The following is a 22,040-nucleotide window of genomic DNA, read 5'->3' on the forward strand; positions in this document are numbered from 1 at the left end:
CGCACGGCCGCGGCGTGCCTAGGGTGGGCCCGTGCCACCGCGTCGCCGCACCTCCCGCACCCCGTCCGGCCCCACCGGCGCGTCCGACCCCGCACGCACGACGCCCGCCCGCCCTGAACCGGCAGAGCCGTCACCCGCCGAGCGCTACGCTGCCGCACGCCGCCGCGCCGCCGCCGACAAGGGCGAGCTCGCGACGTTCCGCGCCCGCCTGGACTTCCCCCTCGACGACTTCCAGGTCGAGTCGTGCGCCGCGCTCGAGCGCGGCAGCGGCGTCCTCGTCGCCGCGCCCACGGGGGCCGGCAAGACGGTCGTCGGCGAGTTCGCCGTGCACCTCGCGCTCGCCGCCGGACGCAAGGCGTTCTACACCACGCCCATCAAGGCGCTGTCGAACCAGAAGTACGCCGACCTGGCGCGCGTGCACGGCGCCGACCGCGTCGGCCTGCTCACCGGTGACACCACCGTCAACGGGGACGCCGACGTCGTCGTCATGACGACCGAGGTGCTGCGCAACATGCTCTACGCGGACTCGCCCGCGCTGGTGGGGCTCGGGTACGTCGTCATGGACGAGGTGCACTACCTGGCCGACCGGTTCCGCGGACCCGTCTGGGAGGAGGTGATCATCCACCTGCCCGGCGACGTGCAGCTGGTGTCGCTGTCCGCCACGGTGTCCAACGCCGAGGAGTTCGGCGACTGGCTCGCCACCGTGCGGGGCGACACGACGGTCGTGGTCAGCGAGCACCGACCCGTGCCGCTGGGTCAGCACGTCCTCGTCGGGGACCAGCTCCTCGACCTGTACGCGGGGCACGTCGACCCCACCGCCCCCGGGGTGGACCCACCCATCAACCCCGACCTCACGCAGCTGCTGCGCCGCCAGCCGCCCGGCGAGCGCGACCGACGCGGCCCGCGCGACCGGGGGGACCGGGGACGCGGAGGCCACCGACCGGGCGGTGGGGTGCGTCCCGTCCCGCGGTTCGTCGTCGTCGACGAGCTCGCCGGGGCCGGGCTGCTGCCGGCGATCGTGTTCATCTTCTCGCGCGTCGGCTGCGAGGCCGCCGTCCAGCAGTGCCTGTCCGCGGGGGTGCGGCTGACGACTCCCACCGAGCAGGCCGACATCCGCCGCGTCGCCGAGGAGCGCTGCGCGGCGATCCCCCCGGAGGACCTCGGGGTCCTGGGGTACGACGCGTTCGTCGAGGCGCTCGTGCGGGGCGTCGCCGCGCACCACGCGGGCATGCTGCCGCTGTTCAAGGAGACAGTCGAGGACCTGTTCTCGCGCGGCTGGGTCAAGGTCGTGTTCGCCACCGAGACCCTCGCGCTGGGCATCAACATGCCCGCGCGGTCGGTCGTGCTCGAGAAGCTCGTCAAGTGGGACGGCAGCGCGCACGTCGACGTGACCCCGGGGGAGTACACCCAGCTCACGGGCCGAGCCGGGCGGCGCGGCATCGACACCGAGGGGCACGCCGTCGTCGTCGCGCACGGCGCCCTGGACCCCGTGCAGCTCGCCGGCCTGGCGTCACGGCGGCTGTACCCGCTGCGCTCGTCGTTCCGCCCGACGTACAACATGGCCGTCAACCTCGTCGCCCAGGTCGGCCGCGAGCGCGCCCGGGACGTCCTGGAGACGTCCTTCGCGCAGTTCCAGGCCGACCGCGGCGTCGTCGGGCTCGCGCGGCAGGCGCAGACGCACGCCGAGGCGCTCGAGGGCTACGCCGAGGCCATGTCCTGCCACCTGGGGGACTTCGCGCAGTACATGGCGGTGCGGCGCGCGATCACCGACCGCGAGCGCGGCATGGCCAAGGCCGAGTCGGCGTCGCGTCGCGCGGACGTGGCACGCACGCTCGAGGGCCTGAAGATCGGTGACGTCGTCGAGATCCCCGTGGGTCGGCGCGCGGAGCACGCGGTGGTCGTCGACCCCGGCGGCGGGGGCGGGTTCGACGGCCCACGGCCGACGGTCCTGACCACGGACCGGCAGGTCCGGCGGCTGACCGTGGCGGACGTCGGGACGGGGCTGCGCACCGTGGGGCGGCTGAAGGTGCCGGGCCGGTTCGAGGTGCGGGTGCCGGCGGCGCGACGGGACCTGGCCGCGCGGCTGCGCGCGCGCCTCGACGAGCTGGACGTCGTCCCCGCGCCCGCGCGTGCCGGGGGGCGGCGTGCCGAGCGCGGGTCCGCCGCAGCCGACGACGCCGCGCTGGAGGCCCTGCGTCGCGACCTGCGCGCCCACCCGTGCCACCGGTGCCCCGACCGGGAGGACCACGCACGCTGGGCGGAGCGGTGGGAGCGCCTGCGCGACGAGCACGCCGCGCTGGTGCGTCGCATCTCAGGACGCACGGGCTCGATCGCGGCCGTCTTCGACCGGATCTGCGACGTGCTCGGCACCCTCGGGTACCTCACGACCGACGGTGACGGTGCGCTGCGGGTGACCGACGACGGGCGCTGGCTGCGTCGGATCTACGCCGAGAACGACCTGGTGCTCGCCGAGTGCCTGCGGCGGGGCGTGTGGGACGAGCTCGACGCGCCCGGCCTCGCGGCTGCGGTGTCGACGATCGTGTACCGCTCGCGGCGCGACGACGACGCCGAGGCGCGGGTCCCCGGCGGACCGGACGGTCGGCTGGGCCGGGCGCTCGACGGTGCGGTGCGGGCCTGGTCCGAGCTCGAGGACCTCGAGCACGGTGCCCGCCTCGACACCATCCAGCCGCTCGACCTGGGCCTCGTCGAGGCGATCCACCGGTGGGCCGCGGGCCGCAGCCTGGACGCGGTGCTGCGGGGCTCGGACCTCGCGGCCGGTGACTTCGTGCGGTGGTGCAAGCAGGTCATCGACGTCCTCGACCAGATCTCCGGTGCCGCGCCGACGGCCCGGTTGCGGACCACCGCCGACCGCGCGGTGACGGCGTTGCGGCGCGGTGTGGTCGCGTACTCGGCGGTGTGAGGCCGCACCCGCGGCGCTCCGGACCCGGACGGGCGTCCGACCCCGGGCCGCGCGGCCGGCCGGGTGGCCCTATCGTGTGCTGGTGTGAGCTCCACCCTCTACCGGCACGGCGTCGTGCACTCGTCCGCCGACCCGTTCGCCGAGGCGCTGCTGGTCCAGGACGGCGTCGTGGCCTGGATGGGCTCCGACGACACCGCGGACGGTCTGGTGGCGGGCGTCGACGAGGTCGTCGAGCTGGACGGGGCGCTGGTGGCGCCGGGTTTCGTCGACGCGCACGTGCACCTGCTGGAGACGGCGCTGGCGGGCGAGGGCCTGGACCTGACGGCCGGCGGGGGAGTGCGCGACCTGCCCGACGTGCTCGACGCGGTCGCACGCGTCGCCGCCGCGCGCGCCGCGGGCGACCGGAGCGTCGTGCACGGCACGGGCTGGGACGAGGGCGCCTGGCCCACCCGGCGCCCACCGACGCGGGCGGAGCTCGACGTCGTGGGCCAGGGGCTGCCCGTGTACCTGGCGCGCGTCGACGTGCACTCCGCGGTCGTCTCGAGCGCCCTGGCCGACGTCGCCGGCCTGCGCGACCTGCCGGGCTGGTCCGACGACGGCCGCGTCGAGGGCGCCGCCCACCACGCGGCGCGCGCGGTCGCCCGCGCGGTCGACCCGCAGCGGCGCACGGCGCTGTACCGCGGGGTCCTCGCGCAGGCGGCGGCGGCCGGCATCGTCGCCGTGCACGAGCAGTCCGCGCCGCACGTCGACACGCGCGACGGGCTGCGTGAGCTGCTCTCCGCGACGGCGGACGCCGCGTCGGGCGTACCCCTCGTCGTGGGCTACCGGGGTGAGCCGTGCGTGACCGTCGACGACGCCCGCGCACTGCTGGCCGACCTGCCCGGGCTGACCGGCATCGGGGGTGACCTCAACGTCGACGGCTCGCTGGGGTCGCGCACCGCTGCGCTGCGCCAGCCGTACTCCGACGCACCCGGGTCGACCGGCACGCTGCACCTGTCGGCCGAGCAGATCGCCAACCACGTGACCGCGGTGACCCGCGCCGGCTCCCACGCGGCGTTCCACGTCATCGGCGACCGCGCCCTCGACGAGCTGCTGCTGGGGCTGCGGGCCGCCGCGGACGTCGAGGGCACCGCGGCCATCGCGGCGGCGGGCCACCGCATCGAGCACGCCGAGATGGTCGACGCCCACTCCCTGGCGCAGATCGTGCTGCTCGGCCTGCGGCTGTCCGTGCAGCCGGCGTTCGACGCCGCGTGGGGCGGCCCGGACGGCATGTACGCGGCGCGCCTGGGTCGGGGTCGCGCAGCGGCGCTGAACCCGTTCGCCGATCTCGCCGCGGCGGGCGTGCCGATGGCCCTCGGCTCCGACTCGCCCGTCACCCCGTTCGACCCGTGGGGCGGGGTGCGCGCCGCGTCCACGCACCGCGAGCCCGACCAGCGCATCTCGGTGCGCGCGGCGTTCCGGGCGGCGACGCGCGGAGGGTGGCGCCTGGCCGGCCTCGACCACGCCGGCGAGCTGCGCGTCGGGTCCCCGGCGCACCTGGCGGTCTGGCGCGCCGAGCACCTCGTCGTGCAGGCGTCACGCACGTCGTCGTGGAGCGCGGACGCCCGCGCGGGCAGCCCGCTGCTGCCGGACCTGGGCCCCGACGAGCCCGCACCGCAGTGCCTGCGGACCGTGCGCGACGGGGTCGTCGTGCACGACACGCTCGCCTGAGGAGCCGATGTCGGTGGGTGCGGGTGAAAAAACCGGCCCTGCCGAGGGTGCGGCGAATCGTCCTGGACGTGGTGAATCGCGACACGCGGGCGACACGCCGGGTGAAGCGTTTGGACATCCGACGAACCGGGCACCCTGGCCTGGGCCGATCCTCCTGACCAGGCCGGACGTCCGCTTGACAGGGGGAGTGAGGCGGGTAGTTTCGCAGTGGCCCGTCGTTGCGGGCACCGGAGGGGGACCCACGTACCACTGACCGGTGTCGCACGGTCTGAGCTCCGACCGGGCCCGCGCGCTCAACAGAAAACGGCAGGACTCGTCCTCGCCGGTACGAAGGGCGCGCGGGCCGGTTGGTCGGAGCAGGACCGTGCGGTCCCCGGTCGGCTCCGGGCGTCGGACGTGGAACGCCCAGCCCGCTGACGTACCCTGCTGCGGTGCCCGTCCCGCCGTCCGCCCGCTGGCTGACGCTCGTCCTGGCCGCGTCCGGCGGGTGGATCACGCGACTCGCGTTCCCGGATCCCGGCATCTCCCTGCTCGCCCCGCTCGGCATGGCCCTGCTCTACCTGGCCCTGCGGCGGGACTCCGCACGCTGGAACGCGCTGGTCGGCCTCGTCTGGGGCCTGGCGTGCATCGGCCCGATGATCACGTGGGCGGACGACGCCGTCGGCCCCGTGCCGTGGCTCGCGCTCACCGTGCTCGAGGCGTCGTACGTCGCGCTGTTCGGTGCGGCCTGGGCGTGGGCGCGACGCGGGCACGCCGTGTGGCGCAGCGGGGCGTGGCAGCTGCTCGCGTTCGTGCTGCTGTGGGTCGCGGCCGAGGAGCTGCGCTCCGCGTGGCCGTTCGGGGGGTTCCCGTGGGGGCGGCTGGCGTTCTCGCAGGCCGACTCACCGCTCGCGTCCTACATGTGGCTCGGCGGCACGCCGCTGCTCAGCGCTGTCGTCGCCGCCCTCGGGGTGCTGCTGGCGCGGGCCGCGCTCGCCGCGAGCCAGGTCGTCCTCGGACGCACGCTGGGCGCTCTCGGCGCGGCCTGCGGGCTCGTCCTGGCCTCCCTGCTCGTCCCGCTCGACACGGTCGCGCAGAACGGCACCCTGCGGGTCGGTGCGGTGCAGGGCAACGTCCCCGAGCCGGGGCAGCTCGACGCGTTCGGCGAACGTCGCCAGGTCCTGGACAACCACGTCGCGGGGACCCGGGCCCTCCTCGACCAGGTCGATCCCGGAGAGCTCGACGTCGTCCTGTGGCCCGAGAACGGCACGGACATCGACCCGCAGGTCGACGAGGAGGCCGCGGGCCTCATCGACGGCGTCGCGCAGGAGGTGGCCGCGCCGATGCTCGTCGGCACCGTGCAGTACCCGGAGTCCGGCGGGCGCTACAACACCGCCGTGCTGTGGGTGCCGGGGGAGGGGCCGGTGGCCACCTACTCCAAGCAACGTCCCGCGCCGTTCGCCGAGTACATCCCGATGCGCTCGCTCGTGCGGCACTTCTCCGACGCCGTGGACCTGGTGACCCGCGACATGCTGCCCGGCACGGAGCCCGGGGTGATCCCGCTGGACTCACCGCGCCTGGGCCGGACCGTCGTGCTGGGGGACGTCATCTGCTTCGAGGTCGCGTACGACGCGATCGTGCGCGAGGCGGTCACGGCGGGGGGTGAGGTGCTTGTCGTGCAGACCAACAACGCGTCCTTCGGGTGGTCGGACGAGTCGACGCAGCAGCTCGCCATGTCGCGGCTGCGGGCCATCGAGCACGGCCGCGCGACCGTGCAGATCTCGACCGTCGGCGTCAGTGCGGTCATCGAGCCCAACGGCGTCGTCGTGGAGCGCACCGGGCTGTTCACGGCCGACCAGATGGTCGCGACGCTGCCGCTGCGCGACACGCTGACCCCCGCGACGCGCGCGGGGGACCGGCCGGCGCAGGTCGCGAACGTGCTGGCCGTGTGGGCCGTGCTCGCGGGCATGGTGGGGGCGGCCCGCCTGCGGCGCGACGAGCGGCCCGAGGGGCCGGCATGACCGGTCCGCGGACCGGGACCGCCGGCTCTGCCCGACGCGCCGGCTCTGCCCGCCCCGCGCGACAGGACCCGGGCAGCACGACGCCCCGGTGACCTCACCGGGGCGTCGGGGTCGTGCGTGAGGCGTCTGCGCCCGGTTCAGGCGCTGCGGCGCAGCTTGCCGGCGCGCAGCAGGCCGAGCCGCTCGTCGAGCAGCTCCTGCAGCTCGTTCACCGTGCGACGCTCGAGGAGCATGTCCCAGTGGGTGCGCGGCGGCTTGCCGGCCTTCGCCTCGGGGCGAGACGCGTCCCGCAGCAGCGCCTCGGTGCCGCAGCGGCACTCCCACACCACCGGCACGTCGGCCTCGACCGAGAACGGCAGGATGATGGTGTGACCGTTGGGGCAGTCGTAGTGAGCCTGGAGCCGCGGGGCGAAGTCGACGCCCTCCTCGGTCTCCATGCTGTGGGACCCGATGCGCATGCCGCGCAGGGACCTGTTGGCCATGGTGGACCTCCGTGCCGTGTCGTTCCGGCCGCCGGGGTGGTGCTGGGGGGCCTGCCGGATCGCGAATCGAATCGATCTGCTACCTGACCTTCAACGTGGCCGGGGACCTCGATGTTCCGGCCCGCCGTGAAGGTCTGGTGAACACCCACTGTGGCAGGAACACGACGTCGTCGCGCGCCGTACCGGGGGAGCGGACGATGTCGACGCAGATTTCGTCCGCCTCGTTGGTCCGGTCGGGTGAGCGCGACGACCACAGGGACCTCGTGCCTAGGCTGAGCGCATGACCATGACGTTCCGCCGGCTCGGCGACAGCGGCCTGACCGTCTCGGCGGCCGGCCTGGGGTGCAACACCTTCGGCGCGACCCTCCCGCCCGACGGGGTGGCCGAGGTCGTGACCGCCGCGCTCGACGCCGGCGTCACGTTCTTCGACACCGCCGACGTGTACGGGGGAGTGCCCGGCCAGAGCGAGGAGCTGCTCGGGGCGGCCCTGCGCGGTCGCCGCGACGACGTCGTCGTGGCCACCAAGTTCGGTCTCGACGTCGGCGGGCTCAACGGCGCCGACTGGGGCGCACGCGGGTCGCGTCGGTACGTCCGGCGGGCGATCGAGAGCTCGCTGCGGCGCCTGGGCACCGACCACGTCGACCTGTACCAGCTGCACGCCCCCGACCCGGCGACCCCGGTCGAGGAGACGCTGGCGGCGCTGCACGAGCTCGTCGTGGAGGGCAAGGTCCGCTACCTCGGCTCGTCGAACCTCGCGGCGTGGCAGGTCGTCGACGCGGACTGGGTCGCGCGCAGCGCGGGGACCTCGCCGTTCGTGTCCGCGCAGAACCGGTACAACCTGCTGGACCGCGGCGCGGAGGCGGACCTGGTGCCGGCGGCGGAGCACGTCGGCGTCGGCATCCTGCCGTACGTGCCCCTCGCGTCCGGTCTGCTCACGGGCAAGTACCGCCGTGGCGCCGACGCCCCCGAGGGCAGCAGGCTCGCGCGCATGCCGCACCGGCTCGCCGCCGCGGACTTCGACCGCATCGAGGCGCTGGCCTCGCTCGCCGCCTCCTGGGGTGTCGACCTGCCGACCGTCGCGCTCGGTGGCCTGGCCGCGCAGCCCGCCGTCGCGTCCGTCATCTCCGGCGCCCGGACGCCCGAGCAGGTGCGCGCGAACGTCACGGCGGCGCTGTGGGAGCCGACGCTCGAGCAGCTCGCCGCGATCGACGACGCGTCGCCCGGGCCCGTCTGACGCGCACGGCGCGGGGGACGGGTCGCCGTCCACGTCACGATCCGAGGACGCGTGCGCGGTGCTCGCCGACCGCCACGACCGCGCTGACACGCACGCCGCGGTCGTCGGCCGCCGTGCGCAGAGCGTGCTCCCAGACGCGTTCGAACGAGCCCCGGTCACCGCCGGCGGCGCGCACGATGCCCGCGGCCAGCGACCCGCCCGGCGCGTCGTGCCGCAGGATGTCGGCCATCGCCACCATGACCTGGCGCACCTGCGCCGGTTCCGGCTGCAGCGGGATGCCGCTCAGCGGCAGCACGACGGGCAGCATCATGCCGTCGGCGTCCAGCAGCACGAGCCACAGCGCCGGCGGCCCGGCGCGCTCGGGGCCCACGAGCGACAGCATCACCTCGAGGATGTCCTCGTCGTCGCGCAACGGGTGGGTCGGGATGACGGGCAGGTCGTCGTCAGGGCCGGGGGCGGCCCAGCCGGGGGAGTCGTACGTGTCCATGACGCGAGCCTGCAGGCGGAGGCGCGGCCCGCGGGGCGCAGGTCGCAGATCTGTGGATCACCCGCGCAGAGCGGGCGACTGTGGTCGGCTCGCGGCCCGACGTCACGCACCTGCGCCCGTCGCGGTGCTCAGGGCGCGCGCAGGCCGTCGAGCACGACCCGCAGCAACGCCCGGGCCGGGACGCTGTCGGCCGCGACCTCGGCGCTGCGGACCGCGTGCGCGAGCCCGCACATCAGGAGCAGCACACCTGCCGCGTCGACGTCGGCGCGCACCGCGCCCTGCGTCCGGGCGCGTTCGAGCAGGTTCGCCAGCCGGCCGACGAGTGCTGTGCGCGTCGTCGCCGTCCGATCCAGCACCGGACGCGCGCGGGCCGTCACCCTCTCGAAGACGGCGTCCTCGACGAGCAGGGTGAAGTGCGCCGTCAGGACGTGCTCGAGCTGCGCGGGTTCCGCGTGACGCAGGATCTCGGCGAGCGCGTCGAGCTGCTCCCAGACCAGCGTCTCCTCCAGCTCGTCCGCCGTCGCGAAGTGCCGGTAGACCGTCCCGACGCCCACGTCGGCAGCGCGGGCGACCGCGTTGAGCGCGAGGGGCACGTCCTGCGCGGCGAGGTCGCGGGCAGCGTCGAGGATCCGGGCACGGTTGCGCGCCGCGTCCCGGCGAAGACCGTCCATCTGCACACCCTATCCGGACCTCCGATCCAATCGGATGCATGTTCCGCTCGGATACTTGATCCGCTTATGCTGGGGGATCCCCGAGAGGAGCACCATGACCACCCCTTCCCGTCCGCTCGCCGTCGTCACCGGAGCCAGCTCAGGCATCGGTGAGCAGTTCGCCCGCCGCTACGCCCGCGAGGGATACGACCTCGTCCTGGTCGCGCGCTCCGGCGCCGCCCTGGAGGTCCTGGCCGACGAGCTGCGCGCCCAGCACCCGATCGCCGTCGAGGTCCACGTCGCGGACCTCGCCAGGCCGGCCGAGGTCGCGGCCCTCGCCGACAGGCTCACGAGCGGCCTCCGTCGCCTGGACCACCTCGTCAACTGCGCCGGCGTGGCACTCGAGGGTGATCTCGCGCGCGCCGACGAGGCAGCGCTGCGCGCCATGGTGGACCTCAACGTCACCGCACTGACCCTGCTGACGCGTGCAGCGATCATCCGGATGCGCGCAGCAGGCACCGGGACGATCATCAACGTCGCGAGCGCGGCTGCCTACCAGCCGATGCCGCACCTCGCGGCGTACGCGGCGTCGAAGTCCTACGTCCTGATGCTCACCGAGGCGATGGCCGAGGAGAACCGCGGTCACGGGGTCCGGGTCCTCGCGGTCTCGCCGGGAGACACCGAGACGCCGATGAACCCGGGCGCGGCGAAGAACAAGCGCACGCCGGACCAGGTCGTCGACACGGCGTGGAAGGCCCTCCGGAGGTCGTCGCCATCGGTCGTCGACGGTCGCGCCAACAGCGCCCTGGCCGTGCTGGCGTCGCGCGTCCTGCCGCGGCGCGTCTCGCTCCGGACCGCCGAGCAGATGATGCGCGACAGGGCATGAGCCAGGCGCCGGTCGGGGCGGCGCGAGTGCGGGACGGCCCCGTCCCGCTGCACGGCTGCTACGCCGATAATGTACATTATGACATTACGGCTCCAGAAGAGGCGTCCGACCCCCTCCTCGCACCCACGACGCCGGCAGCCTCGTTCTGGGAGGCTGGCACGGCTCGACGTCGTCGTCGAGCCGGTGAGAAGCCGCGCGGACCGTCGGGCGTGCGGCGCCACGACCTCCAGGGAGTCGTCATGACGGATCCGCAGCACGTTCCGGGTGTCCCGTTCCCGCTGACGGCGTCACCAGGACCCACCTGGGACGTCGACCCCGGTTCCGGTGCGGTCCGGGTCACCTCCGCGCCGCGCACCGACATCTTCGTCGATCCTGGCAGCGCGGTGCCGACGCTGGACGCCGCCACCCTGCTGGGCACGCCGCCGACCGGCGACTTCCAGCTCAGCGCCCGCGTGACCGTCGAGTTCGCCGCGACCTTCGACGCCGGGGTGCTCCTGCTGTGGGTCGACGACCGCCACTGGGGGAAGCTCTGCTTCGAGTACTCCCCCGACGGTGAACCCACGATCGTCTCGGTCGTCAACCGCGGCATCTCGGACGACGCGAACGCCTTCGTCGTCGACGGCCCGTCGGTGTGGCTGCGGATCTCGCGGATCGACCACACGTACGCGTACCACGCGTCCGTCGACGGGACCGTGTGGCGGATGATCCGGTTCTTCGCCCTGGACGACCCGTCCTCCTCCGCGAGCGTCGGGCTCGAGGCCCAGTCCCCCACCGGTGACGGCTGCGCCGTCGCGTTCGACCAGGTCCGGTTCACCAGCGCCCGGCTGGTCGACGTCCGCGACGGCTCCTGAGCCGCGACTCAGCCCGCCGCCGGCCCCGCGGGGCGACCCGTCAGACCGCCGGTGTCGGTGTGACGCACGTAGCGCTCCTCGGTCCGGTCCGGGTCGCGCGGCAGCACCTGACGCTCGCCTGTACGGGTGAATCCTGCCCGTACGTACAGGTCGACCGCGGACGCGTTGTCGTCGACGACCCACAGCGACACCGTCGCGGCACCGTCCGCCGCGCTGCTGCGCACGACGGCATCCAGCAGCGCCCACCCGATCCCCTGGCGTCGCACCTCGGGCGCCACCCACAGCGAGACGACGTGCCGGTCGTCCTCGGCCGAGCCGGGCTCCTGCACGACCGACACCAGACCACGCGACTCCCCCGCGTCGTCCACCGCCACCCAGGTGGCGCTGGTGCGCACGCGCATGCGCCAGTGGGACTCCGCGAAGCTCTCCTCACGGGTGAGCGACGACCCGAACGCGTCCGGGGACTCACGCAGGGCGCGCAGCCGCACCTCTTTGACGATCGGCCAGTCGTCCTCGTCGACGCGTCGGATCAGCACCGGCTCAGCATGCCCCATCGACACGGACGTTCGTCCGGAACACGCCTCAATCGACCCGTCGGGCCGGCGATGCGTCGTCCGCGGTCAGGTGGGCGTCCACCGGCGCCACCGCTTCCCCGCCGTGGCCGGCGCGGTCCGGCGTGGCGCGCGCGACATCGGCGACCTCCTCCTCGGGTCGCGGGGGGATCGTCTCGTCGTACTCGAGCTCGGGCACCTGCGTGTCGTCGAACGACTGGGTCATGTCGGTCTCCTTTCGCCGCGGACCACGCTAGCGGCCGGGCACGCCGACGGCGAGGCGGCACGCACCATCTCCCTCACCCGACGGTGAGGGTCTCCCCCGTCGTCAGCGTGACGACCTGCGCCGACGTGAGCATGCCCAGCAGCCGCACGGCGCTCGCCCGCCCCGGGTCGCTGAGCAGGACGTCGTGGATCGGTACCACGAGGCGCGGGGCGACGGCGCGGACGTGGTCGACGACGTCGCCGAGGCGCAGCCAGGGCGCACCGATCGGCTCCAGCAGCACGTCGACCTCGGTGCCCGCCGGCGGCAGCGTGTACGAGTCCCCGGGGTGCAGGACGACGCCGTCGAGCAGGTACGCGACGTTCGCGGGCCGCGGCGCGTCGGCGTGGATGAGCTCGTGCAGCTCCCCGAGCACCTGCACGGCCACGCCCTCGACGTCGAGCCGGTCCCCCGCGGCGACCGCGTGCAGGCGGTCGCGCCGGGCGCCTGCCTCGCTGAGCGCGTCGAGGACCTCGGTCGGAGCATGGACCTCGACGTCGTCCGCCGCCGCCAGCGCCGCGACGTCGACGTGGTCGGGGTGGACGTGGGTGATCAGGACGACGCTCACGCCGTCGAGGGCCGCAGGCACGTCGCTGAACGTCCCGGGATCGATGCTGAACGAGCCGTGGGCGGTGCCGACGCGGACGCACGCGTGGCCGAGGCGGGTCAGGGTGAGTGCCATGCACCCATCCTGGCGCAGACCAGGACGCATCCGCCCGGCACCGCATCACGCGGGTGGGTGGACGGTGCGGCGTGTCGCCCCGAGGTTTCGTGAGACTCGCCTCACCCGGCTACGGTTGCGCCGTGCTGGTCCTCGGTGTGTGCAGCCTCAAGGGTGGCGTGGGCAAGACCTCGGTGACGCTCGGGCTGGCCTCGGCCGCACTGGAGCGCGGTCTGCGCACGCTCGTCGTCGATCTCGACCCGCAGGGCGACTCCACGATGGCGCTCGGCACGGCTCCCGGGCTCGGTGACGTCGCGTCGGTCCTCGACGCCCCGTCCGCGCAGTCCGTGGCCGCAGCGACCGTGCCCTCGACCTGGGCGGACGACGGGCTCGACGTCCTCACCGGCTCCGAGCGCTCCGTGCTGCACGACCGCGTCGACGACTCCGACGCCGAGCGGCTGCGTTACGCGCTGTCCTGGGTGCAGGGCTACGACCTGGTCCTCGTGGACTGCCCGCCGTCGCTCGGCGGACTGACCCGCACCGGTCTGACCGCCTGCGACCGCGCGGTCGTCGTGACCGAGCCCGGTCTGTTCGCCGTCATGGCCGTGGGGCGCGCGATGCGCACGATCGACGAGCTGCGTCGCGGACCCGCGCCGGCGCTGCAGCCGCTGGGCATCGTCGTCAACCGGGTGCGCGCGCGTTCGGTCGAGCAGGCCTACCGCCTGCAGGAGCTGCAGACGCTCTACGGCCCGCTCGTCCTGAGCCCGAACGTCCCCGAGCGGGCGGCGCTGCAGCAGGCGCAGGGCGCCGCGCAGCCCGTGCACGTGTGGCCCGGTGCCGCAGCGGCCGAGCTCGCGGACGTGTTCGACCAGCTGCTGGAGCGGGCGCTGCGCGCCCCGCGCCGCTGACCCCTCGCGGGGTCGTGGTGCGCACGTCGGCAGACCGACCTGCGGCAGGTCAGCCGGCGGTGCGTGCCTGCCGACGCAGCGCGAGCTCGTCGTGGGCAGCCGGCACCACGGGCGCGTCGTCGTCAGCGCGCTCGGTCGGCAGGGCGGCGAGCGTGCCCTCGACCTCTCGCCAGACACGGCCGACGGCGATGCCGAAGACGCCCTGACCGCCCTGGACCAGGTCGATGACCTCGTCCGCCGAGGTGCACTCGTAGACGCTGGCGCCGTCGGACATCAGGGTGATCTGGGCGAGGTCGTCGACCCCGCGCTCCCGCAGGTGGCTGACGGCGGAGCGGATCTGCTGCAGCGAGACCCCCGTGTCGAGCAGCCGCTTGACCACCTTGAGCACGAGGATGTCGCGGAACGAGTAGAGCCGCTGGGTACCGGAACCGGTCGCGGGACGGACGGACGGCTCGACGAGCCCGGTGCGTGCCCAGTAGTCCAGCTGGCGGTACGTGATGCCCGCCGCGCGGCACGCCGTGGGCCCCCGGTACCCCGTGGTCACGTCCAGGTCGGGCAGGTCGTCGTCGAACAGCAGGCCCTGCGCGTGCTGCGGGATCGTGCCGGAGCTGTCGGCACTCTCGTTGCGGATCACGGGGCCCTCCCTCGGCGGCGCCGCGAGGCGCCGCGCTGTGCTGGTTCTTCGGTCACGCTAGGCCTGCATGGTCGAGGGTGCAACGAACCGCCCTCGGCGTGTCGGGAGCAGTGGTCTCACCTTCAGGTGGACATCGAGGGTTTTCACCCGATCGGATCAGCTCGCACGTGGTCCGCCCTCCGCGCTCGGGTCCTGACCGGTCTCGAAGTCCTCGGCCGACACGTGGTCGAGGAACTCGCGGAACTGCGCCAGGTCGTCCTCGCTCGCCGCCGGCCGCACCTCGACGCCGGCCAGCGCGACGACCTCCGCCGAGCACAGCACCTGGCAGCCGAACCGCAGGGCCACCGCGATCGCGTCCGAGGCGCGCGCATCGACGTGCCGGCCCGAGGCCAGCACGAGCGCGGCGTGGAACACGCCGTCCTCGAGCCGGTTGATCTCCACGTGGTCCACGGGTGCGCCGGCCGCCACGAGCGCGTTGCGCAGCAGGTCGTGCGTCATCGGGCGGGGCGGCACGATCCCGGCCTGCGCGGAGGCGATCGCCGAGGCCTCCGCAGGCCCGATCAGGATGGGCACGAGGAGCGCTGCGTCCGCGTCGAGCAGCAGCACGACGATCTCGTCGTCGGCCAGGTGCGTGCGCACACCGACGACCTCGACCGGGACCATCTCGGGTTCGATACCGCCCACGGACCCCACGCTACGTCGCGCAGCGCGCGGCGTCTGCCCGTGGCCGTTCCGGTGCGCCGCACGGGGCGGCACCGGTTCAGGGTGCGAGGTCGTGGACCGAGGACCGCACCAACGCGGCGTGCATCCGCGCGCACAGCTCACCGACCTCCGCGGCCAGCGTGCCCGCGCGTGCCCGGGCGGACACGCTGCGCTGACCCCGCCACGGCGCGACGACCTGGTCGACCAGGTCGGTCTGGCGGTCCGCCGCGGCGCGGAACGCGCGCAGGTGACGTGCGTCGATGCCGTGATCGGCGAGGGCGGCCGCGACCGTGACCACCTCGCGCGCCCACGGGTCGAACACGCCACGCGGTCCGGGGCGCAGCACGCCCTGGCGCACGAGCTCGGTGACGAGCTCGAGCTCGACACCCGCCTCCTGCGCGAGACGCTCGGCCGTGAGCCGGTCCGGGGACGGGGCGACACCGTCACGCGTCGCGAGACGGGCCCGCGTCGGCACCTCCTCGTCCTGCCCGGCGTCGAGTGCCGCAAGACGTTCGCCGATGACCTTCAGCGGCATGTACCGGTCGCGCTGCTGGCGCAGCACGAACCGCAGCCGCTCGACGTCCGCCGGCGAGTACTGGCGGTACCCCGCCTGCGTCCGCACCGGCGAGACCAGCCCCTGCTCCTCGAGGAACCGCAGCTTGGAGGTCGTCACCGCGGGGAACTCGATCCGCAGCGCCGCCAGGACGTCGGAGATCCGCATCGACGCACGGCGGGAGATGCCCCGCGGCCACGGCTCGACCGCGTCGGGCGCGTCCGACGAGTCGGTCTGCTCGACGGCCGCCGTCACCGCGCGGTCAGGACGCGTCACGGTGGGGGCTGGGGTGGAACGTCATCCGGTACTTGCCGATCTGCACCTCGTCCCCAGGACGCAGCGGTGCCGCGTCGATGCGCGCGCGGTTGACGTACGTGCCGTTCAACGAGCCGATGTCCCGCACGACGAACTGCCGCCCGTCCCGGACGAACTCCGCGTGCTTGCGCGAGACGGTGACGTCGTCGAGGAAGATGTCGGCCTTCGTGCTGCGGCCGGCGGTCGTGCTCTCCGCGTCGAGCAGGAAGCGCGCACCCGCGCTCGGCCCGCGCTGCATCAGCAGCAGCGCTGACGTCGGAGGCAGCGCGTGGACCGCCGCGGCCTCGTCCCCCGTGAGCCCGACCGGTGCAATGTCCAGCTCGGTGGGGTCCAGCGAGCCGAAGCTGACGGTCGTGTCCGGACCGTCGGCCCGGTAGGCGGGGAGCCCGCCGTCCGGCGCCCGTCGATCGTCGCTCATGCGCACCTCCCGTGTGGTCGCGGGCACCTGTGCGAGCGTGCTCGCCGTCGACCCAGCCTTGCGGGACTCACCCTATGCGGTGTCGGCGCGCACGCGCAGCACCGCAGCACCGCCGGCCGGGTGACGCAGCACGCACGCCGCGGGTCTCAGCCCTCGTCGTCGACGGGCGTCGCGTGGACCGGCGCGGGCAGGTCCCGGACCGCTGTCACGTCGACCCGGTCGGACTTCTCGACGGTGCCGCGCCCGCGGTCTGCCCGCACGCGCGCCAGCGCTCCGCCCGGGATCTCCAACGCCGGCGCGATGGTGTCCGGGTCCCCGATGACGGTCCACCGGAACGGTGAGACCAGGCTCGTCCCGTCGAGCACGATCGCACCACGCGTCCCGGTGAACGCGCTGCTCGCCGTGATGCGCAGGCCGTTGAGCTCCATCGCCTCGGCGCCCGCGTTCCGCAGCTCCTCGAGCACGTGCAGCATCGTGGCGGGACGGATCTCGCCGTCCAGCTCGGTGAGCGTGATGCGCACGCCGGGCCCGGTGGCCGGCAGCCGGCCCGTGAGGATCCCCTGCATCTCCGCGGTCCGACGCGCGGCGTCGAGCGCGGCCTGCTGCCGGTCGGAGCCCGAGAGCAGCTCGTCGCGCTCGCGCTGGAGGTCCAGCGACTCCTGCTCGAGCTCGTCCGTGCGGGTCGTGGTCTCGTCCAGCAGGCGCACCAGGTCGTTCTGCCGGAGCGCACCGAGCTGCGTGTCGGTGGTCTGACGCACCTGGGCGACCAGGGCGAAGCCCAGCAGCGCGCACAGCCCGGCCGCGATGAGCTGCCCCTGCGTCGTGCGCGGGCGCATGGCGTGCCCGAAGCGCGCCCACCCCGAGCGCTCGGGCCGCACGGCTGCCGACGGCGCCACGCGGCGCACGGCTGCGGTCGGCGCCGAGACCGCCGGCGGTTCGGCGTCGGGCTCCGAGGCATGGGTGCCGGCTGCGGCGGGAGCCGGCACGAGGTCCGGTGCCCCGGCTCCCCCGGGGGCGAGGGACGCCGCGTCGTCGTCCACGTCGTCCACGTCGTCCACGTCGTCCACGTCGTCCACGTCGTCCACGTCGTCCACGTCGTCGAGCGTGTCGGCGTCGACGACGGGGACGTCCTGGTCGTCGAGACCGTCGTCGAGCAACGGCAGGTCCCCGAGGCCCAGCGGGTCCCGCGGGTCGATCACCGGTCCGTCGTCCGGCAGGTCACCCGCACCCGAGGGACCGTACGGCGACGGGCTCGGGCCGTCCTCGCGGGTCATGCCTTGAACAGGTGCCGGCGGATCGACGCCGCGTTGGAGAAGATCCGGATGCCGAGCACGACGATCACGGCCGTCGTCATCTGGGAGCCGACGCCCAGCTGGTCGCCGAGGAACACGATCAGCGCCGCGACGACCACGTTCGACAGGAACGACGTCAGGAACACCCGCTCGTCGAAGATGCCGTCCAGGTACGCGCGCAGTCCACCGAACAGCGCGTCCAGCGCCGCGACCACGGCGATGGGCAGGTAGGGCTGCAGGTTCGCGGGGACCGTCGGCTCGATGACCAGCCCGGCGAGCACTCCCAGCACGAGCCCGATCACGGCGATCACCGGGACTCCTCTCCATCGCGACGCCCTGACCCTGCCACATCGGATGACCCCGTCCCAAGGTTCACCGGGTCCCACGCCGCTGCCGCGTCGGCACCCGTCGCCGTCTCGGACGTGCCGTCCGCGGGCGGCACGTCCGGGGTGGGACCGAGGACCTGTGCCGAGCGCAGCGTGAGCTGACCGCGCCCCGGCAGCTCCAGGGAGCGCTGCGCGGTCATCCGGACCTCGATGCCGTACTGGGCCAACGACGCCAGCTGCTGACCGGCCGACAGGCGCGCGAGCCGCGTCTGCATCGTCGCGGAGTCGCCGATCGCGTCGACCGTGTAGGGGCTGCTCAGGGCGGTGCTGTCGACCAGGACCGCGGCGCCCGCGCTGCGGATCGCGGTCGTCGACAGGACTCGCTCGCCGTTGACGGCGACCGCCTCCGCCCCCGCGGCCCACAGCCCGTTGACCAGGGTCTGCAGGTCGTGGTCGAGGACCAGGGCGCTGTCGTCGTCGTCCGCCCCGCCCTCTGCGGGGACACCGTCCGTGAGCACCACGCGCAGCCCCGGCCCCGTGACGGCCACGACGCCCGCAGGCACGGCGTCACGCTGCAGCTGCGCGAACAGCTCCGGGTCGTCGGTCGAGGCGGCCCGGCCCTGGAGCTGAGCGATCTGGGCCGACAGCGCGGCGTTGGCCTCCCGCAGCTCGTCCGCGTGCGCCGTGCGCTCACGGATCTCCGTCTCGAGCAGCGCGCGGGCCTCGAGGACCGCGGGTGCGGGCCGACGCAGCGCGACGGCCGACGTCGTCGCGAACGCCCCGAGCAGGACCGCCAGGACCAGCAGCGCGGCACCCCCCTGCACGGTGCGCGCGGGCGCGGTGCCGGCGGACCGCCGGGCGGCGGCCTCCGCGTACCCGGGGTCGAGGGGGCGGCGGTACACCTCGTTGATGAGCGTCATCGACTCGTCGGCGGCCCGCGCGGGTCCGGGCTCCGCGTGGCGGCGGCTCATGTCGCCCTCGCCGCGCGGGGCGCGCGGGCGTCGCGGCGCAGCACGGAGGTCGCCTGGGCCAGGTACAGCGCACCGGCGAACCAGTAGAGGGCGAGCCCCCACAGCGCGCACGCCCAGCCCAGCACCCCGGCGACGACACCGACGGGCGCGGGCCACTCCGAGAGCAGGAGCAGCGGGAACGCGTACATGATCGCGAACGTCCCGGCCTTGCCGGCCAGGTGCACCCGCAGCGGCGGGTACCCGGACCGCGCGAGCGCGAAGAGCATCACCGCCAGCACGACGTCCCGGGCGACGAGGACGACCAGGAGCCAGACGGGGACGACGTCACGCCACGCCAGCCCGATCAGGGTGACGAGGATGAACAGGCGGTCCGCGGCAGGGTCGAGCATCTGGCCCAGGCGGGTGACCTGGTGCATGCGTCGGGCCAGGACGCCGTCGAGCCAGTCGCTCGCACCCGAGACCAGCAGGACGGTGAGGGCCCAGGCGTCGTGCCCCTGGAAGACGAGCCACGCGAACACCGGGACCAGGAGCAGCCGCGCGAGGCTGATCATGTTCGGCACGGTGAGCACGCGCGCGCTCGCCGGTGCTTCGTCCGTCACGCCCTCCCCCGTCGTCGTCCTTCTCGCGATCCTATGTCGCAGGCCCCGTGACACCGCGCCGCGACGCCGCATGCACGTCCGCGCATCACCCGGACGTGCGTCCCGCCCGCCGCGGCGGGGGTCTGGCAGGCTCGGTGCCATGGACGACGCGCGCGTGATCGACGCCCTGCTGCGCACCCCGGGCACGTGGGCGGTAGTCGGCCTGTCCGGCAACCGGGCGCGCGCCGCCCACGGAGTGGCGGCGTACCTGCAGCGGATCGGGCACACGATCGTGCCCGTCCACCCGCGGGCCGAGGCGGTGCACGGGGCCCCGGGGTACGCCCGGCTGGCGGACCTGCCCGCAGCGCCCGACGTCGTCGACGTGTTCGTCAACAGCGCGCTCGCGGGCGCCGTGGTGGAAGAGGCGGTGGCGGTCGGGGCGCGCGCCGTGTGGCTGCAGCTCGGCGTGCACGCCGACGACGCCGTGGCGCGCGCGCGGGCGGCCGGGCTGGTCGTGGTCCAGGACACCTGCCCCGCGATCGAAGGACGGGCCCGCGACCTGGGATGACGCCCCTCCGGCCGCGGCGTGTGCCAGGTCACCCCGGAGCACTCCCCCGCGGAGCGACGATGGCAGGTAGGCTGTCCGGGACATCTGGAGTCGTGTCGCATCCCCCTCTCGTCGGGCGGGTCAGCCGGGTCAACCGGCCAGCACCCCCCTGTGTGCACATGCGTGCGCCGCAGTCAGCGGCGCGTGGTCTGGTTCGGGGTGAGCGGCGTCGGTGCGTCTGATGACGCCCCGGGTCTCCCCCACTGCCACCGAACGGTCACCCATGAGCACCTCGCTGCCCTCTGCCCTGCCCACGACACCCGACGTCCACGTCGACAGCTTCGACGACCTCGGTCTGACCCCCGAGCTCCTCCAGGCCGTCCACCGCCTCGGGTTCACCGCCCCCACCGCCGTGCAGACGGCCACGATCCCCGCTCTGCTCGCCGGCCGGGACGTCGTCGGCGTCGCCCAGACCGGCACCGGCAAGACCGCGGCCTTCGGCCTGCCCCTGCTGCAGCTGATCGACCCCGACATCGCCCAGGTCCAGGTCATCGTCCTGACGCCGACCCGCGAGCTCGCGATGCAGGTCGCCGACGCGATCCAGTCGTTCGCGGTCGACATGCCGGGCCTGCAGGTCGTCCCGGTGTACGGCGGGTCGCCGTACCTGCCGCAGCAGCGCGCCCTCGCACGCGGCGCGCAGGTGGTCGTGGGGACGCCCGGCCGCGTCATCGACCACATCGAGCGCCGCACGCTGCGCCTGGCGGACGTCCGCTTCCTCGTCCTGGACGAGGCCGACGAGATGCTGCGGATGGGCTTCGCCGAGGACGTCGACAAGGTCCTGTCGGGCACGCCCGCCGGCCGCCAGGTCGCCCTGTTCTCCGCGACCATGCCGACGCAGATCCGGCGCGTTGCCGACCAGCACCTCGTCAACCCCGTCTCGGTCGCCGTCACCCGGCAGTCGTCGACGGTCGACTCCGTGCGCCAGACGTTCGCCGTCGTGCCCTACCGGCACAAGACGGGTGCGCTCGCGCGCGTGCTCGCGGTCAGCGACGCAGACGCCGCCATCGTGTTCGTGCGGACGCGCGAGGCCGCGGAGGAGGTCGGCAACGCACTCGTGCAGCGCGGCATCTCCGCCACGCACATCTCCGGGGACGTGGCGCAGTCCGACCGCGAGCGGATCGTCGAGCGGCTGCGCTCGGGCGCGCTCGACGTGCTCGTCGCGACCGACGTGGCCGCACGCGGCCTCGACGTCGAGCGCATCGGCCTCGTCGTGAACCTCGACCTGCCGCGCGAGCCCGAGGCCTACGTGCACCGCATCGGCCGCACCGGCCGCGCCGGACGCACCGGTGAGGCGCTGACGTTCGTCACGCCCAGCGAGCGTCCCCGGCTCCGCCAGATCGAGCGCACCACTCGCTCGCCGCTCGTCGAGGTCACCATCCCCACGCCGGCCCAGGTCAGCGCGCACAAGGCGACCGCACTGCTGGCCCGCACCGGCGAGCGGATGACGGCCGGCCGGCTCGACGTCGTCCGCGAGGCCGTCCGCGAGCACCTGGACGCCAACCCGGGGATCGACCTCGTCGACCTGCTCACCGCCGTCGCGGCGCTCGCGGTCGGCGACATCGGCCCGCTGGCCGAGGCCGAGGTCGAGGACCTCGACGACGCCGTGCGCCGGGCACGCGAGACGCGCTCGGAGGAGGTCCGCGGCGGGCAGGTGGCGGGCAACCGTCGCCGCCCCATCACCTCGGGCCCCAGCGGACGGCCGCGCTACCGCGTCGCCGTCGGCCACCGTGACGGTCTGCAGCCGGGCGCGCTCGTCGGCGCGCTGACGGGCGAGGGCGGCCTGACCGGCAAGGACGTCGGCAAGATCGACATCTTCGGCAGCTTCGCGCTCGTCGACATCCCCGACGGCCTGACGGCCGAGGTCGTCGACAAGCTGGGTCGGACGCGGGTCGCCGGTCGCCCCTTGCGTATCCGGCTCGACACCGGGCCGCAGGCCACGCACCCGCCGCACAGCCCGTCGCACGGCGCCTCGCGCGGCGAGCGCGTGCACCGCACGCACGCCTGACGACACCCGCACGACGACGGGGCGCCACCTCACGGTG

General features: G+C 74.4%; 23 protein-coding genes. 9 read left to right on the forward strand and 14 right to left on the reverse strand.

Annotation, left to right across the window (positions count from 1 at the left end):
- Positions 1-31: 31 nt before the first annotated feature.
- The 3 genes from OKX07_RS10075 to lnt all read left to right on the forward strand — a co-directional run bounded on the left by OKX07_RS10075 (position 32) and on the right by lnt (position 6,630).
- The gene (locus OKX07_RS10075) at positions 32-2,920 is read left to right on the forward strand and encodes a DEAD/DEAH box helicase (RefSeq protein WP_265631762.1); all 2,889 of its coding nucleotides are present in this window, start codon (positions 32-34) and stop codon (positions 2,918-2,920) included.
- A gap of 84 nt (positions 2,921-3,004) precedes the next feature.
- The gene (locus OKX07_RS10080) at positions 3,005-4,630 is read left to right on the forward strand and encodes an amidohydrolase (RefSeq protein ID WP_265631763.1); all 1,626 of its coding nucleotides are present in this window, start codon (positions 3,005-3,007) and stop codon (positions 4,628-4,630) included.
- 431 nt (positions 4,631-5,061) lie between these two features.
- Positions 5,062-6,630: an apolipoprotein N-acyltransferase gene (gene lnt, locus OKX07_RS10085; protein WP_265627958.1), complete on the forward strand. Its 1,569-nt coding sequence runs from the start codon at positions 5,062-5,064 to the stop codon at positions 6,628-6,630.
- Between the two features lie 137 nt (positions 6,631-6,767).
- Here lnt and OKX07_RS10090 read toward each other — a convergent pair whose 3' ends face one another.
- Positions 6,768-7,112, reverse strand: a complete 345-nt coding sequence (locus OKX07_RS10090; protein WP_265627959.1) for an RNA polymerase-binding protein RbpA — start codon at positions 7,110-7,112, stop codon at positions 6,768-6,770.
- A 286-nt stretch (positions 7,113-7,398) separates the two neighbouring features.
- On the opposite strand from OKX07_RS10090, the gene OKX07_RS10095 reads away from it, so the two are divergent.
- On the forward strand, positions 7,399-8,346 hold the full coding sequence (locus OKX07_RS10095) for an aldo/keto reductase (RefSeq protein ID WP_265631887.1): 948 nt from the start codon (positions 7,399-7,401) through the stop codon (positions 8,344-8,346).
- Between the two features lie 34 nt (positions 8,347-8,380).
- Here OKX07_RS10095 and OKX07_RS10100 read toward each other — a convergent pair whose 3' ends face one another.
- Together OKX07_RS10100 and OKX07_RS10105 are read right to left on the reverse strand one after the other, a co-directional pair.
- Positions 8,381-8,833: a hypothetical protein gene (locus tag OKX07_RS10100; RefSeq protein ID WP_265627960.1), complete on the reverse strand. Its 453-nt coding sequence runs from the start codon at positions 8,831-8,833 to the stop codon at positions 8,381-8,383.
- Between the two features lie 128 nt (positions 8,834-8,961).
- The gene (locus OKX07_RS10105) at positions 8,962-9,504 is read right to left on the reverse strand and encodes a TetR/AcrR family transcriptional regulator (protein ID WP_265627961.1); all 543 of its coding nucleotides are present in this window, start codon (positions 9,502-9,504) and stop codon (positions 8,962-8,964) included.
- 94 nt (positions 9,505-9,598) lie between these two features.
- Between OKX07_RS10105 and OKX07_RS10110 the strand changes: the two genes are divergently transcribed.
- Both OKX07_RS10110 and OKX07_RS10115 read left to right on the forward strand, forming a co-directional pair.
- Entirely contained in the window at positions 9,599-10,369 is a 771-nt protein-coding gene (locus OKX07_RS10110; RefSeq protein ID WP_265627962.1) for an SDR family NAD(P)-dependent oxidoreductase, read from the forward strand.
- Positions 10,370-10,608: 239 nt separating this feature from the next.
- Positions 10,609-11,220: a DUF1349 domain-containing protein gene (locus tag OKX07_RS10115; RefSeq protein WP_265627963.1), complete on the forward strand. Its 612-nt coding sequence runs from the start codon at positions 10,609-10,611 to the stop codon at positions 11,218-11,220.
- An 8-nt stretch (positions 11,221-11,228) separates the two neighbouring features.
- Here the strand turns inward: OKX07_RS10115 and OKX07_RS10120 are convergent, their stop codons facing one another.
- The 3 genes from OKX07_RS10120 to OKX07_RS10130 all read right to left on the reverse strand — a co-directional run bounded on the left by OKX07_RS10120 (position 11,229) and on the right by OKX07_RS10130 (position 12,715).
- Positions 11,229-11,756, reverse strand: coding sequence for a GNAT family N-acetyltransferase (locus OKX07_RS10120; protein WP_265627964.1), 528 nt, complete (start codon positions 11,754-11,756; stop codon positions 11,229-11,231).
- A gap of 46 nt (positions 11,757-11,802) precedes the next feature.
- On the reverse strand, positions 11,803-11,997 hold the full coding sequence (locus OKX07_RS10125) for a hypothetical protein (protein WP_265627965.1): 195 nt from the start codon (positions 11,995-11,997) through the stop codon (positions 11,803-11,805).
- Between the two features lie 73 nt (positions 11,998-12,070).
- Positions 12,071-12,715: an MBL fold metallo-hydrolase gene (locus OKX07_RS10130; protein ID WP_265627966.1), complete on the reverse strand. Its 645-nt coding sequence runs from the start codon at positions 12,713-12,715 to the stop codon at positions 12,071-12,073.
- Positions 12,716-12,837: 122 nt separating this feature from the next.
- Here OKX07_RS10130 and OKX07_RS10135 point away from each other — a divergent pair, with 122 nt between their 5' ends.
- Complete coding sequence (locus OKX07_RS10135; RefSeq protein ID WP_265627967.1) at positions 12,838-13,602, forward strand: ParA family protein; 765 nt, start codon at positions 12,838-12,840, stop codon at positions 13,600-13,602.
- 49 nt (positions 13,603-13,651) lie between these two features.
- Here the strand turns inward: OKX07_RS10135 and OKX07_RS10140 are convergent, their stop codons facing one another.
- The 8 genes from OKX07_RS10140 to OKX07_RS10175 all read right to left on the reverse strand — a co-directional run bounded on the left by OKX07_RS10140 (position 13,652) and on the right by OKX07_RS10175 (position 19,364).
- The gene (locus tag OKX07_RS10140; RefSeq protein WP_322746769.1) at positions 13,652-14,236 is read right to left on the reverse strand and encodes a MerR family transcriptional regulator; all 585 of its coding nucleotides are present in this window, start codon (positions 14,234-14,236) and stop codon (positions 13,652-13,654) included.
- A gap of 156 nt (positions 14,237-14,392) precedes the next feature.
- Positions 14,393-14,899, reverse strand: coding sequence for a bifunctional nuclease family protein (locus tag OKX07_RS10145; RefSeq protein WP_265631889.1), 507 nt, complete (start codon positions 14,897-14,899; stop codon positions 14,393-14,395).
- A 97-nt stretch (positions 14,900-14,996) separates the two neighbouring features.
- The gene (locus OKX07_RS10150) at positions 14,997-15,659 is read right to left on the reverse strand and encodes a MerR family transcriptional regulator (RefSeq protein ID WP_416220873.1); all 663 of its coding nucleotides are present in this window, start codon (positions 15,657-15,659) and stop codon (positions 14,997-14,999) included.
- A gap of 94 nt (positions 15,660-15,753) precedes the next feature.
- Positions 15,754-16,224: an FHA domain-containing protein gene (locus tag OKX07_RS10155; RefSeq protein WP_265627968.1), complete on the reverse strand. Its 471-nt coding sequence runs from the start codon at positions 16,222-16,224 to the stop codon at positions 15,754-15,756.
- A gap of 146 nt (positions 16,225-16,370) precedes the next feature.
- A complete protein-coding gene (locus OKX07_RS10160; RefSeq protein WP_265627969.1) occupies positions 16,371-17,498 on the reverse strand; it encodes a DUF881 domain-containing protein in 1,128 nt (375 codons plus the stop codon).
- Positions 17,495-17,827, reverse strand: coding sequence for a small basic family protein (locus OKX07_RS10165; RefSeq protein ID WP_265627970.1), 333 nt, complete (start codon positions 17,825-17,827; stop codon positions 17,495-17,497). The genes OKX07_RS10160 and OKX07_RS10165 overlap by 4 nt, the downstream gene beginning before the upstream one ends.
- Entirely contained in the window at positions 17,824-18,813 is a 990-nt protein-coding gene (locus tag OKX07_RS10170; protein ID WP_265627971.1) for a DUF881 domain-containing protein, read from the reverse strand. The genes OKX07_RS10165 and OKX07_RS10170 overlap by 4 nt, the downstream gene beginning before the upstream one ends.
- Positions 18,810-19,364 (reverse strand): CDP-alcohol phosphatidyltransferase family protein, encoded by a 555-nt coding sequence (locus OKX07_RS10175; RefSeq protein ID WP_265631891.1) that lies wholly within the window; start codon positions 19,362-19,364, stop codon positions 18,810-18,812. The genes OKX07_RS10170 and OKX07_RS10175 overlap by 4 nt, the downstream gene beginning before the upstream one ends.
- A gap of 187 nt (positions 19,365-19,551) precedes the next feature.
- Between OKX07_RS10175 and OKX07_RS10180 the strand changes: the two genes are divergently transcribed.
- On the forward strand, positions 19,552-19,959 hold the full coding sequence (locus OKX07_RS10180; protein WP_265627972.1) for a CoA-binding protein: 408 nt from the start codon (positions 19,552-19,554) through the stop codon (positions 19,957-19,959).
- Positions 19,960-20,221: 262 nt separating this feature from the next.
- Positions 20,222-22,003 (forward strand): DEAD/DEAH box helicase, encoded by a 1,782-nt coding sequence (locus OKX07_RS10185; RefSeq protein ID WP_265627973.1) that lies wholly within the window; start codon positions 20,222-20,224, stop codon positions 22,001-22,003.
- Positions 22,004-22,040 lie beyond the last annotated feature (37 nt).

It is taken from the genome of Cellulomonas sp. S1-8 (assembly GCF_026184235.1).
Taxonomy (GTDB): Bacteria; Actinomycetota; Actinomycetes; order Actinomycetales; family Cellulomonadaceae; genus Cellulomonas.

What these genes read in the sequence shown, in the direction of transcription:
- OKX07_RS10090 (WP_265627959.1), bottom strand. Translation starts at nt 7,112, where the DNA reads ATGGCCAACAGGTCCCTGCGCGGCATGCGCATCGGGTCCCACAGCATG.
- OKX07_RS10095 (WP_265631887.1), top strand. Translation starts at nt 7,399, where the DNA reads ATGACGTTCCGCCGGCTCGGCGACAGCGGCCTGACCGTCTCGGCGGCC.
- OKX07_RS10100 (WP_265627960.1), bottom strand. Translation starts at nt 8,833, where the DNA reads ATGGACACGTACGACTCCCCCGGCTGGGCCGCCCCCGGCCCTGACGAC.
- OKX07_RS10105 (WP_265627961.1), bottom strand. Translation starts at nt 9,504, where the DNA reads ATGGACGGTCTTCGCCGGGACGCGGCGCGCAACCGTGCCCGGATCCTC.
- OKX07_RS10110 (WP_265627962.1), top strand. Translation starts at nt 9,599, where the DNA reads ATGACCACCCCTTCCCGTCCGCTCGCCGTCGTCACCGGAGCCAGCTCA.
- OKX07_RS10115 (WP_265627963.1), top strand. Translation starts at nt 10,609, where the DNA reads ATGACGGATCCGCAGCACGTTCCGGGTGTCCCGTTCCCGCTGACGGCG.
- OKX07_RS10125 (WP_265627965.1), bottom strand. Translation starts at nt 11,997, where the DNA reads ATGACCCAGTCGTTCGACGACACGCAGGTGCCCGAGCTCGAGTACGAC.
- OKX07_RS10130 (WP_265627966.1), bottom strand. Translation starts at nt 12,715, where the DNA reads ATGGCACTCACCCTGACCCGCCTCGGCCACGCGTGCGTCCGCGTCGGC.
- OKX07_RS10145 (WP_265631889.1), bottom strand. Translation starts at nt 14,899, where the DNA reads ATGGTCCCGGTCGAGGTCGTCGGTGTGCGCACGCACCTGGCCGACGAC.
- OKX07_RS10150 (WP_416220873.1), bottom strand. Translation starts at nt 15,659, where the DNA reads ATGCGGATCTCCGACGTCCTGGCGGCGCTGCGGATCGAGTTCCCCGCG.
- OKX07_RS10155 (WP_265627968.1), bottom strand. Translation starts at nt 16,224, where the DNA reads ATGAGCGACGATCGACGGGCGCCGGACGGCGGGCTCCCCGCCTACCGG.
- OKX07_RS10160 (WP_265627969.1), bottom strand. Translation starts at nt 17,498, where the DNA reads ATGACCCGCGAGGACGGCCCGAGCCCGTCGCCGTACGGTCCCTCGGGT.
- OKX07_RS10170 (WP_265627971.1), bottom strand. Translation starts at nt 18,813, where the DNA reads ATGAGCCGCCGCCACGCGGAGCCCGGACCCGCGCGGGCCGCCGACGAG.
- OKX07_RS10175 (WP_265631891.1), bottom strand. Translation starts at nt 19,364, where the DNA reads ATGATCAGCCTCGCGCGGCTGCTCCTGGTCCCGGTGTTCGCGTGGCTC.
- OKX07_RS10180 (WP_265627972.1), top strand. Translation starts at nt 19,552, where the DNA reads ATGGACGACGCGCGCGTGATCGACGCCCTGCTGCGCACCCCGGGCACG.
- OKX07_RS10185 (WP_265627973.1), top strand. Translation starts at nt 20,222, where the DNA reads ATGAGCACCTCGCTGCCCTCTGCCCTGCCCACGACACCCGACGTCCAC.